At 65.2% G+C, this 10,702-nt stretch carries 10 protein-coding genes, 1 other RNA gene and 1 pseudogene; 8 read left to right on the top strand and 4 right to left on the bottom strand.

Going from position 1 to position 10,702, the window contains the following annotated elements:
* Positions 1-74: 74 nt before the first annotated feature.
* Positions 75-329: a type B 50S ribosomal protein L31 gene (locus QTH91_RS14390; RefSeq protein WP_286660794.1), complete on the bottom strand. Its 255-nt coding sequence runs from the start codon at positions 327-329 to the stop codon at positions 75-77.
* A gap of 145 nt (positions 330-474) precedes the next feature.
* Here QTH91_RS14390 and QTH91_RS14385 point away from each other — a divergent pair, with 145 nt between their 5' ends.
* Positions 475-1,557 (top strand): oxidoreductase, encoded by a 1,083-nt coding sequence (locus QTH91_RS14385; RefSeq protein WP_286660793.1) that lies wholly within the window; start codon positions 475-477, stop codon positions 1,555-1,557.
* A 114-nt stretch (positions 1,558-1,671) separates the two neighbouring features.
* Here QTH91_RS14385 and rho read toward each other — a convergent pair whose 3' ends face one another.
* Both rho and trxA read right to left on the bottom strand, forming a co-directional pair.
* Positions 1,672-2,937 carry a transcription termination factor Rho gene (rho, locus tag QTH91_RS14380; protein WP_286660792.1) on the bottom strand — a complete coding sequence of 422 codons (1,266 nt, stop codon included), beginning with the start codon at positions 2,935-2,937 and terminating at the stop codon, positions 1,672-1,674.
* Between the two features lie 198 nt (positions 2,938-3,135).
* A complete protein-coding gene (trxA, locus tag QTH91_RS14375) occupies positions 3,136-3,468 on the bottom strand; it encodes a thioredoxin TrxA (protein ID WP_286660791.1) in 333 nt (110 codons plus the stop codon).
* Positions 3,469-3,648: 180 nt separating this feature from the next.
* On the opposite strand from trxA, the pseudogene QTH91_RS14370 reads away from it, so the two are divergent.
* A pseudogene (locus QTH91_RS14370) lies at positions 3,649-4,890 on the top strand (TIGR03862 family flavoprotein); the annotation flags it as partial.
* 33 nt (positions 4,891-4,923) lie between these two features.
* Here the strand turns inward: QTH91_RS14370 and ffs are convergent.
* An RNA gene (gene ffs / locus QTH91_RS14365) (signal recognition particle sRNA small type) lies at positions 4,924-5,020 on the bottom strand.
* Positions 5,021-5,101: 81 nt separating this feature from the next.
* Here ffs and dnaX point away from each other — a divergent pair.
* From dnaX to QTH91_RS14335, 6 genes are all read left to right on the top strand, one after another.
* Positions 5,102-7,144, top strand: coding sequence for a DNA polymerase III subunit gamma/tau (dnaX, locus tag QTH91_RS14360; RefSeq protein WP_286660790.1), 2,043 nt, complete (start codon positions 5,102-5,104; stop codon positions 7,142-7,144).
* A gap of 62 nt (positions 7,145-7,206) precedes the next feature.
* A complete protein-coding gene (locus QTH91_RS14355; RefSeq protein WP_286660789.1) occupies positions 7,207-7,539 on the top strand; it encodes a YbaB/EbfC family nucleoid-associated protein in 333 nt (110 codons plus the stop codon).
* 40 nt (positions 7,540-7,579) lie between these two features.
* Entirely contained in the window at positions 7,580-8,170 is a 591-nt protein-coding gene (gene recR, locus QTH91_RS14350; RefSeq protein ID WP_286660788.1) for a recombination mediator RecR, read from the top strand.
* A 28-nt stretch (positions 8,171-8,198) separates the two neighbouring features.
* Positions 8,199-8,591, top strand: a complete 393-nt coding sequence (locus QTH91_RS14345; RefSeq protein ID WP_286660787.1) for an MAPEG family protein — start codon at positions 8,199-8,201, stop codon at positions 8,589-8,591.
* Between the two features lie 177 nt (positions 8,592-8,768).
* The gene (locus QTH91_RS14340) at positions 8,769-9,803 is read left to right on the top strand and encodes an ABC transporter substrate-binding protein (protein WP_286660786.1); all 1,035 of its coding nucleotides are present in this window, start codon (positions 8,769-8,771) and stop codon (positions 9,801-9,803) included.
* Positions 9,804-9,886: 83 nt separating this feature from the next.
* Entirely contained in the window at positions 9,887-10,702 is an 816-nt protein-coding gene (locus QTH91_RS14335; protein WP_286660785.1) for an ABC transporter ATP-binding protein, read from the top strand.

Genomic DNA, 10,702 nt, shown 5'->3' with positions numbered 1-10,702 from the left:
GTTCCGAACGGTGTCCCGAAATGAAAAAGGGCAGCGCGGAAACCCGGGCTGCCCTTGTCTGAAAGCCTGGCGCCTTAGCGGGCGACCTTGCCGAAGCGGTTGCGGAACTTCTCGACGCGACCGCCCATGTTGTCCACCGACTTCTGCGTGCCGGTGTAGAAGGGGTGTGACTCGCTCGAGGTGTCGAGCTTGTAGAGCGGCAACTCGCGGCCGTCGTCGGTCTTACCCATTTCCTTGGTGTTCACGCAGGAACGGGTAACGAACTTGAAGCCGTTCGACAGGTCGACGAACAGAACTTCGCGGTAATTGGGGTGGATGCCTTCTTTCATGGTCTTTCCTGGGTCGATGCGAGAGCCACAACGCGCTGCGGAAGTTGGGCGGCCAATCATCGAAGGATGTTTGGACTTTGCCCTGCGGCTGCACTTTTCGCGAACAAGCCCTCGATTATCGCATACTTGCGGGTAGGGGGTAAATATGTCGATCCAAGATGCCGCTCAGGCAGAAAACGTCGCGGTGGCCCTGGTGGGGTATGGGTTTGCCGGCCAGGTCTTTCACGCGCGGGTCCTGGCCTGTGTGCCGGGGCTGCGCCTGGCTGTGGTGGTCAGCAGCCAGCCCGACAAGGTGGCGGCCGACTGGCCGGACGTCCCCGTAAGCCCGGACTTGGGCGCGGCGCTCGCCGCTCACCCGGAAGTGCAACTGGTGGTGGTCGCCACGCCCAACGCTGCCCACTTTCCAATCGCCCGCGCAGCCCTGGAGGCGGGCCGGCACGTGGTTGTCGACAAGCCCTTCACGCTGGATGCAGGCGAGGCCAGGCAATTGGTGGCGCTCGCAGAGCGGTCGGGCAAGATCGTCAGCGTTTATCAGAACCGACGCTTCGACGCCGATTTCCTCACGTTGCGCGAACTGCTGGCCCAAAGGCGAGTGGGCCGCCCGGTCTACTTCGAGTCGCACTTCGACCGATACCGCTCGGAGGTACGCATTCGCTGGCGGGAGCAGAACGTGCCGGGCGCTGGCCTCTGGGTCGACCTGGGCGCGCACCTGCTCGATCAGGCGCTGCAACTGTTCGGCGTGCCAGACACGCTGCAGTTGGACAGCGCGATCCTGCGCGACAGCGCTGAAGTCGAGGATTATTTTCACGCGGTGCTCCGCTACGAGCGGGGTGCGCACTCGCCTTTGCGCGTCGTGCTGCACGCGACCACGCTGGCAGCCCATCCGGCGCCGCGCTACCTGTTGCACGGAACGCATGGCAGCTATGTCAAGGAAGGCGTCGATCCGCAGGAAGACGCCTTGCGCGCCGGCGCGCTTCCGGGCAGCGAAGGCTGGGGGATCGACCCGCTTGCGGGGCACCTCGTCGCGCCGGATGCCGCCGCCGGCACATCGACGGTCGAAGTGCCCAACCTCGCCGGCGACTACTCGCGCTACTACGCCATGATGCGCGATGCCATTCTGGGCCGCGGGGCGCCGCCGGTCAGTGCCGATGAGGCGGTGCAGCTCATGGAGCTTCTCGACCTGGGGCGGCGCAGTGCGATCGAAGGCAGGGCGCTGCCCACATCCTGAATGCAATGGCCCGCGCGTCAGCGTGAGGCGCCGCACCAATGCAAAGCGCCCGCCCAGGAAACCCTGGAGGCGGGCGCTTGCATGAAGTCGGATGACCGCTGAAGGAGGCGAGCCTCAGCCCCCGCGGCGCATCATGTCGAAGAACTCCATGTTGTTCTTCGTCGCCTTCATGTTCTTGAGCATGAGCTCCATCGATTCGATTTCGTCCATGTTGTACATGAGCTGACGAAGAATGCGGGTCTTTTGCAGGATCTCGGGCGGCAGCAGCAACTCTTCGCGCCGGGTGCCGCTGCGGTTGAGCTGGATCGAAGGGAAGACACGCTTTTCGTAGAGGCGGCGGTCGAGGTGGATTTCGGAGTTTCCGGTGCCCTTGAACTCCTCGAAGATCACTTCGTCCATTCGGCTTCCGGTGTCGATCAGTGCGGTGCCGATGATCGTGAGCGAGCCGCCTTCCTCGACATTGCGGGCCGCGCCCAGGAATCGCTTGGGGCGCTGCAGCGCGTTGGCGTCGACGCCGCCGGTGAGCACCTTGCCCGACGATGGCACGACGTTGTTGTAGGCGCGGGCCAGACGCGTGATGGAGTCCAAGAGGATCACCACGTCCTTTTTGAGTTCGACCAGGCGTTTGGCGCGCTCGATCACCATTTCGGCGACGTGCACGTGGCGGGCTGCGGGCTCGTCGAAGGTGGAGGCGATGACCTCGCCCTTGACGGTGCGCTGCATCTCGGTCACTTCTTCAGGCCGCTCGTCCACCAGCAGCACCATCATGTGCACCTCGGGATAGTTGGCGCTGATGGCGTGTGCGATGTGCTGCATCATCACCGTCTTGCCGCTCTTGGGCGGTGCCACCAGCAGGGCGCGCTGCCCCTTGCCGATGGGGGCGATGATGTCGATGATCCGGCCCGTGATGTTCTCGTCGCCCTTGAAGTTGTCGCGCTCCAGACGCATCTGCTGCTTCGGGAACAGCGGCGTCAGGTTCTCGAACATCACCTTGTGCTTGTTCTGCTCCGGCGGGCCGCCGTTGACCGAGTCGAGCTTGGTCAGCGCGAAGTAGCGTTCGCCATCCTTGGGGATGCGGACTTCGCCTTCGATCATGTCGCCCGTGTGCAGGTTGAACCGGCGCACTTGGCTGGGGCTGATGTAGATGTCGTCCGTGCTGGCGGTGAAGCTGGTGTCGGGGCTACGCAGGAAACCGAAGCCGTCGGGCAGGATTTCGAGCACGCCGTCGGCAAACACCTGTTCGCCGGCTTTTGCGCGCTTCTTGATGATGGCGAACATCAGCTCTTGCTTGCGCATGCGGCCGACGTTTTCGATCTCCAGAGACTCGGCCTGCTTGAGGACTTCAGACACGTGAAGTGCCTTGAGTTCGTTTAAGTGCATGGAGTGACCCCTTGCATGGGGCAGTCTGACGATAAACGGGGGGAGGTTTGAGCAAGAGGCGAGAGGAGCCTCTCAAACCGATGAATTCGAACCGGGCGGGCCGGCGATCTGGGCTGATTATGACAGCAAAAAAAGCATGCGTGGCAACGGATGTCGTGCACGCGATGCCGGCGCGTTGCGCGCCGGCATCATTGGTGCTCAAGCCAGTTGCTGATCGATGAATGCGGTGAGCTGCGCCTTGCTCATGGCGCCCACCTTGGTCGCGGCCAGCTGGCCGTTCTTGAAGAGCATGAGCGTGGGGATGCCGCGGATGCCGAACTTGGCCGGAATGTCGCGGTTCTCGTCGACGTTGAGCTTGGCGACCTGCAGCTTGCCTTCGTACGAGGTGGAGACCTCGTCGAGGATCGGGGCGATCATCTTGCAGGGGCCGCACCATTCGGCCCAGTAGTCGACCAGCACGGGCTTGTCGGACTTTAGGACGTCGGCTTCGAAGGAAGAATCGGAGATGTTCTTGATCAGGTCACTGGCCATGGTTTTTTCCTCTTGCGCTGTGCTTCGCGGCGGGGTGTGAATGAGCCGCGATACAGTGCAGGTCATTGTGACAGAAACCAAGTGCCGACGTGCCTTGCCGGCTGGCTATCGCCGAGATAGCCAAGGACTTGTGGCGCCTCGCCGCCGGTCCGGGCGGGGCGCCGAGCGCATCGATTTCCCGTGAGTTCTTCTACTTTCCAGGTCGCCGTCATCGGCGGCGGCCCGGCCGGCCTGATGGCTGCCCAGACGCTGGCCGAGGCCGGCGCCACCGTCCACGTCTACGATGCCATGGCCTCGGTCGGGCGAAAGTTCCTGCTGGCCGGGCGAGGGGGGCTCAACCTCACGCATTCGGAGCCGATGCCGCGTTTCGTCGAACGCTTCGGAGCGCGAAGCAAGCAGGTGGCGGACTGGCTCGAGGTGCTGACGCCCGAGCAGTTGCGCGACTGGGCGCACGGCCTTGGCATCCAGACCTTCGTTGGAACTTCGGGGCGCGTCTTTCCCATCGACATGAAAGCCGCGCCGCTCCTTCGCGCATGGATGCACAGGCTTCGTTCTGCAGGGGTGCAGTTCCACATGCGCCATCGCTGGACCGGGGAAATGGATCGCGCGGCCGGCAGCGAGGCGAGGGCGTTGTGCTTTTCCACACCCGCCGGCCCGGTGAAAGTGCAGGCCGATGCCGTCATCCTGGCCCTGGGCGGTGCGAGCTGGGCCAGGCTCGGTTCAGACGGCGCATGGGTGCCGTGGCTGCAAGCCAGGGGCGTCGAGACTGCCCTTTTGCAACCCGCCAATTGCGGGTTCGACGTGCACTGGACGCCACTTTTTGCCGAACGCTTTGCCGGGCAACCCTTCAAGTCGGTGGCCATCGAGGCCAGCGATTCGCGGGGCAACGTCTTTTCGCGCCGCAAGGGTGAGTTCGTCGCCACGGCCACAGGCATCGAGGGCAGCCTGATCTACGCTGCGAGCGCGCTGCTGCGCGACGAGATCGCGACTCATGGCAGCGCCGAGGTGCGTGTTGACCTGCTGCCCGACAGAAGCGTGCAGCAGGTGCGCGAGCAGGTGCTGCATCCGCGCGGGTCGCGCTCGATCGGCAGCCATCTGCAGTCCAGGCTGGGGCTGGACGGCATCAAGCGCGCCGTTTTGCACGAGGTGTTGGACAAGGAAGGCATGCACGATGCCGAAAAGCTTGCCGCAACCATCAAATCGCTGCCCTTGCGACTCGTGGCGCCGCGTCCGATCGACGAAGCCATCAGCAGTGCGGGCGGCGTTCGACTCGAGGCCTTGGATGATGGCCTGATGGCGCGCATCGACCCTGGCGTTTTCTGTGCGGGGGAAATGCTCGATTGGGAAGCGCCGACCGGCGGCTATCTGCTCACCGCCAGCATGGCGAGCGGCGTGGTGGCCGCTCGCGGTACGCTGGCTTGGGCGGCCCAGCGTGAGGCGAGCAATCAAGAAAAGGGTGACGAGCCTTACCCCCGGCACTGACTACGCAGTTAGGGCTGCTTGGTTCCCCACCTGACCCGGTTGGCCACTTCACCATGCGGGGAGGCCCGTCACGCTCGATTGTAGGCGACGACGGGGTGCTGTTCTGATCGCGAGCGAGATGCCCTGACGCTTCTCTCTAGAATGCGCTCCGATGTCTTACCTTGTGCTCGCCCGCAAATACCGTCCCCGAACCTTCAGCGAGATGGTCGGCCAGGAGCACGTGGTGCAGGCGCTCGCCAATGCCCTGGGCACGCAGCGACTGCACCATGCCTACATGTTCACCGGCACGCGCGGCGTGGGCAAGACGACCGTGTCGCGCATTCTTGCCAAGTCGCTCAACTGCCAGGGGCCGGACGGCAACGGCGGCATCACCGCCACGCCATGCGGCGTGTGCCAGGCCTGCCTGGACATCGATTCGGGACGATTCGTGGACTACGTGGAGCTCGACGCCGCGTCCAACCGTGGCGTCGAAGAGGTGCAGGGACTGCTGGAACAGGCCGTCTACAAGCCAGTGCAGGGGCGCTTCAAGGTCTTCATGATCGACGAAGTTCACATGCTCACGAACACCGCGTTCAACGCGATGCTCAAGACGCTGGAAGAGCCGCCCGAATACCTGAAGTTCGTCCTCGCCACGACCGATCCGCAGAAGGTGCCCGTCACGGTCCTTTCGCGCTGCCTGCAGTTCAACTTGCGGCCCATGGCGCCCGAGACGGTGCTCGAACACCTGACGCGCGTGCTGGCCAACGAGACGGTTCCCGCCGAGCCGGCTTCGCTGCGCCTGCTGGCGCGGGCGGCGCGCGGCTCGATGCGCGATGCCCTGTCTCTCACCGATCAGGCCATCGCCTACTGCAATGGCGAGCTGACGGAAACCGGCGTGCGCCAGATGCTGGGCAGCGTCGATCGCGGCCATGTGTTCCGTTTGCTCGATGCGTTGGCGCAAGGCGATGGCCGCACCGTGGTCGAGATATCGGAAGGGCTGCGTCGCGACGGCCTGTCCGCCGGCTCGACGCTGGAGGAAATGATTTCGGTGCTGCAGGCCATGGCCGTGCTGCAGGCGGTGCCCGAGCGGGCCGGCCTGCAGGATTCCGACGATCCCGATGCGCTCGAAACCGCCCGCCTGGCCGAGGCCATGGCACCGGAAGACACGCAGCTTCTCTACAGCCTGTGCATCCACGGGCGTGGGGAACTCGGCCTGGCCCCCGACGAATACGCGGCCATGACCATGGTGCTGCTGCGGCCACTGGCGTTCCGCTCGGCGTCGCAAGCGCAGCGACTGGCTGAAAAAAAAACTCTGAATAGTCCCGTGGCGCCGTCCGCGCCGGCGGCGGCGCCAGTCGCGATGCCGCCGCAGGCGCGGGGTCAGATGGCGCCGAACGTCGTGGCACCGCCCGAATCGCCGCCGCCCGTTGTCGAGCCGCCGGCCAGCCCGGTCGATCATGGCGTACCGGGCCGCGAGCCCGAGCGCTCCGTCGAATCCGCCGCTCGGACAATGCGGCCAGCCGAAACCAGCGCCCGATCCGCTGAAACCTCGCTGGCCGAGCGGGAATTCGCACCGCCGGAAGACGACGGTGTCGTGCTGATGCAGGACGAGGTTCCTCCCTGGGAGGACCAGGCGCTTCCGCCGGGCCAGCAATTGCCCGTGGTCGAGCGGCCCGATCCGCGTTCCGCGCCGAGATCGCCCGGAGGCCCTGCGGCAAGGCCGGCTCAGCACCCCGTGCATGCGGTTCCGCTGCGTGTGCAGGGCGCCGCGGGTGCGCGCGATCTGCCTCGTCCGTCCGGGGACGAGCAGCCGCCCACGCAGGTCGTGCCGACGGAAGAGGGCGATTTCTGGTTTGCCACGGTCACCCGCCTGGTGGCGGAAGAGCGCATCACCGCCCTGGCGCGAGAACTGGCGCTGCAGTCGCAACTGGTCGGCCGCGACGACGATCAGTGGCTGCTGCGCGTCGAGCGCGAATCGCTCGGCCAGGCTGGCAGTCGGGACAAGCTGCACGCGGCGCTCGCCGCCATCGGTCATTCGGTGAAAATCGCGATCGAGGTGGGCGCCGTCAGCGACAGTCCGGCGCGGCGCAACAAGGCCGCTGCCGAGGCTCGCCAACGCGCCGCCGAGGACGCGATCCGCAACGACCCGCTGGTCCAACGCATGATGCGCGAGTTCGACGCCCGCATCGTGCCTGGCAGCCTCCGGCCGCTGTAGCCGCACGCGCCGTTACCGCCGATCTCTGCTTTTCACTCAACCCATCCATCTCAGGACCACACATGTTCAACAAAGGACAACTCGCCGGCCTCATGAAGCAGGCCCAGGCCATGCAGGACAACATCAAGAAGGCCCAGGAAGAACTGGCGACCATCGAAGTCGAGGGCGAGTCGGGCGCCGGCCTCGTCAAGGTGGTGATGACCTGCAAGCACGACGTCAAGCGCGTATCGATCGATCCGAGCCTGCTGGCCGACGACAAGGACATGCTCGAAGACCTGGTGGCCGCCGCGTTCAACGCAGCCGTGCGCAAGGCCGAAGAGACGAGCGAGCAGAAGATGGGCAAGCTCACCGCCGGCATGCCGGGCCTGCCCCCGGGGATGAAGCTGCCTTTCTGATCGCGGCACTCGCCGGCCACACGCAGTCACCGCCCATCGCATGTCAGATTCGAATTCGCTCGACGGACTGGTCGAGGCGTTGCGACGCCTGCCTGGCGTGGGCGTCAAGTCCGCGTCTCGCATGGCGTACCACCTTCTCCAGCACGACCGCGACGGTGCCAAGCTGCTCTCGCGGGCTCTGGAGCAGGCCACATCGACGGTGCGTCATTGCGAGCGCTGCAACACCTTCACCGAGGCGCCGGTCTGCGGTCTTTGCCTGGACGCGCGGCGCGACGCGACCAAGCTTTGCGTGGTCGAGACGCCGGCCGACCAGGCGGCGCTGGAGCGCACCGGCGCGTTTCGCGGCTACTACTTCGTGCTCATGGGCAAGCTGAGCCCGCTCGATGGGATCGGCCCACGTGAACTCGGGGTGTCGCGGCTCTTCGAGCGCGCGCTGGACGGGCAGGTGAGCGAAGTCATCCTCGCCACCAATTTCACCGCCGAGGGCGAGGCGACGGCGCACGTCATCGGCGAAGCGCTGCGTCAACGCGGCCTGACGGTGACCCGACTGGCGCGCGGCGTGCCCGCAGGCAGCGAGCTCGAATACGTGGACCTGGGCACCATCGCGCATGCCCTGGTCGACCGCCGCTGACGTCAACTCCAAGACCTCCAAAGAGCCCATGAACATTCAATCGCTGACCACGGCCTACTGGTGCGTCATCGTCGCGGGCGTGCTGCCCTATCTCACGACCTTCGTCGCCAAGGCAGGCAGCTACGGCCCGAGGGACAACCAGGCGCCGCGGGAATGGTCGACGCGGCAGTCGGGCTGGCGTTCGAGGCTGATGGCCGCAGCGGCCAATGGCTTCGAGACGCTGCCGATGTTCATGGCCGCCGTCATCATTGCCCACCAACTCGGCTATTCGCAGTCGACGCTCGACCTGTATGCGATGGCCTATGTGGCGCTGCGTGTGGTGTACGTTGCGATCTATGGCGCCGGGGCTGCAACGGTAAGAAGCCTGGTCTGGGGACTGGCGATGCTGGCCAACGCCGCCATCTTCTTCATCGGCAAATAGGTGGCGCAGGCGCCTCGGAAGGCGCCCCATCCTCATCAAGACTGCTGACCTCCAGGGTCGGCCACGTGGCCTTCGTGCTTACGTGGAAACCCGCTGGGGGATGTTCCCGATGCTGCGGCGCAAGGTGGCACCTAAGCTGCCTCGCAAAGCTCTTCACTACACGACCACGGGACCATCATGTTGACTCGCCGTACTCTTCTCTCAGCGACCGCAGTGGCGGCGGCCTGGGTGGGTGCACCCCTCGTCTACGCTCAGGCCAAGCCGGAGAAGACCAAGGTGTCGATCTCCGTGGGTGGCAAGGCGGCGTTCTACTATCTGCCGTTGACCATCACCGAGCAACTGGGCTACTTCAAGGCCGAGGGACTCGAGGTCGAGATATCGGACTTCGCAGGTGGCTCGCGCGCGTTGCAGGCACTGATCGGCGGATCGGCTGATGTGTGTTCGGGCGCCTACGAGCACACGATCAACCTGCAGGCCAAGAACCAGTTTCTGCGCTCGATCGTTCTGCAAGGGCGTGCGCCCCAGATCGCGATGGGTGTGTCGACCAAGAACCTGCCCAGCTACAAGGACCTGTCCGACCTGCGGGGCAAGAAGATCGGCGTGTCGGCGCCCGGTTCTTCCACCAACATGGTGGCCAACCTGGTGCTCTCGCGCGGTGGCGTCAAGGCCAACGAAGTGAGCTACGTCGGCGTGGGCGTGGCCGCCGGTGCGCTGACGGCGCTGCGCTCGGGCCAGGTGGATGCCATCAGCAACACCGATCCGGTCATGACGATGCTCGAGCAAAAGGGCGACGTGAAGATCATCAGCGACACGCGCACGCTCAAGGGCACGCAAGAGGTCTTCGGCGGCGTGATGCCGGCTGCATGCCTGTACACCACGCAGGACTTCGTCGACAAGAACCCGAACACCTGCCAGGCGCTGGCCAATGCCATCGTGCACGGCCTCAAGTGGCTGCAGACGGCCGGACCCGGCGACATCATCAAGACGGTGCCCGAAACGTATCTGCTTGGCGATCGCGCGCTCTACCTGGCGTCGTTCGACAAGATCCGCGAGGCGATCGCCACCGACGGGCTGATTCCCACTTCGGGCCCCAAGACCGCGCTGAACGCGCTGTCGAGCTTCAGCGCCGACGTCAAGGCCGACAAGATCGACCTCTCGCGCACCTACACCAACGAATTCGCCCAGCGCGCCAAGGAACGCTTCAAGGCCTGAAGCTCGGCCTTGGCGCCATCGGACACGCCCGGCCGATCGTGCCGGGCGTTTTCTTTCCCCGTTCTGTCGCAGTCTCTTACCGAATGTCCGAATACGCGCTCGAACTGATCGACATCCAGTGCACCTTCCGGTCGAAGGATGACCATTCCCAGCGATACACCGCCGTCGCTGACACCACCCTGCGTGTGTCTGCCGGTGAGTTCGTCTCGGTCGTCGGGCCGACCGGTTGCGGCAAGTCCACGCTGCTGAACGTGGGAGCGGGGCTCCTGGCGCCTTCGGCCGGGTCCGTGAAGGTATTCGGCCAGCCGCTGCAAGGCATCAACACCCGGGCGGGCTACATGTTCCAGACCGAGGCGCTCATGCCCTGGCGCCGTGCGGTGGACAACGTGGCGGTCGGTTTGCAGTACCGCGGTATGCCCAAGGCCCAGGCTTTGGAGCAGGCCAACCAATGGCTGCAGCGGGTGGGCCTGGGCGGCTTCGGCGACCGCTATCCGCACCAGCTTTCGGGTGGCATGCGCAAGCGTACGGCGCTGGCCCAGGTGCTGGCACTCGATCCCGACATCATCCTGATGGACGAGCCCTTCAGTGCACTGGATATCCAGACGCGGCAACTAATGGAGAACGAGGTGCTCGATCTGTGGGCCGCCAAGCGCAAGGCGGTGCTGTTCATCACGCACGACCTCGACGAAGCCATCGCCATGAGCGACAGGGTGGTGGTGCTGTCGGCGGGGCCGGCGACCAGGCCCATCGGAGAGTTCGTGATCGACCTGCCTCGTCCGCGCGACGTGGCCGAGGTACGCACGCAGCCGCGCTTCGTGGAACTCCATGCGCAGATCTGGGGCGTGTTGCGCGACGAAGTGCTCAAGGGCTACGCCCAGCAGTTGCAGAAGGCTGCCTGA

It is taken from the genome of Variovorax dokdonensis, assembly GCF_030316895.1.
GTDB classification, from domain to species: Bacteria; Pseudomonadota; Gammaproteobacteria; order Burkholderiales; family Burkholderiaceae_C; genus Variovorax; species Variovorax dokdonensis.
Note: the sequence above shows the minus strand (reverse complement) of the source record. Positions and strands in the feature narration are given on the sequence as shown.

Excerpts from the sequence above, each read along its gene's own strand:
- QTH91_RS14345 (WP_286660787.1), top strand. The coding sequence starts at position 8,199 with ATGAACATTCAATCGCTGACCACGGCCTACTGGTGCGTCATCGTCGCG.
- QTH91_RS14385 (WP_286660793.1), top strand. The coding sequence starts at position 475 with ATGTCGATCCAAGATGCCGCTCAGGCAGAAAACGTCGCGGTGGCCCTG.
- dnaX (WP_286660790.1), top strand. The coding sequence starts at position 5,102 with ATGTCTTACCTTGTGCTCGCCCGCAAATACCGTCCCCGAACCTTCAGC.
- QTH91_RS14390 (WP_286660794.1), bottom strand. The coding sequence starts at position 329 with ATGAAAGAAGGCATCCACCCCAATTACCGCGAAGTTCTGTTCGTCGAC.
- QTH91_RS14355 (WP_286660789.1), top strand. The coding sequence starts at position 7,207 with ATGTTCAACAAAGGACAACTCGCCGGCCTCATGAAGCAGGCCCAGGCC.
- QTH91_RS14340 (WP_286660786.1), top strand. The coding sequence starts at position 8,769 with ATGTTGACTCGCCGTACTCTTCTCTCAGCGACCGCAGTGGCGGCGGCC.
- QTH91_RS14335 (WP_286660785.1), top strand. The coding sequence starts at position 9,887 with ATGTCCGAATACGCGCTCGAACTGATCGACATCCAGTGCACCTTCCGG.
- rho (WP_286660792.1), bottom strand. The coding sequence starts at position 2,937 with ATGCACTTAAACGAACTCAAGGCACTTCACGTGTCTGAAGTCCTCAAG.
- trxA (WP_286660791.1), bottom strand. The coding sequence starts at position 3,468 with ATGGCCAGTGACCTGATCAAGAACATCTCCGATTCTTCCTTCGAAGCC.
- recR (WP_286660788.1), top strand. The coding sequence starts at position 7,580 with ATGTCAGATTCGAATTCGCTCGACGGACTGGTCGAGGCGTTGCGACGC.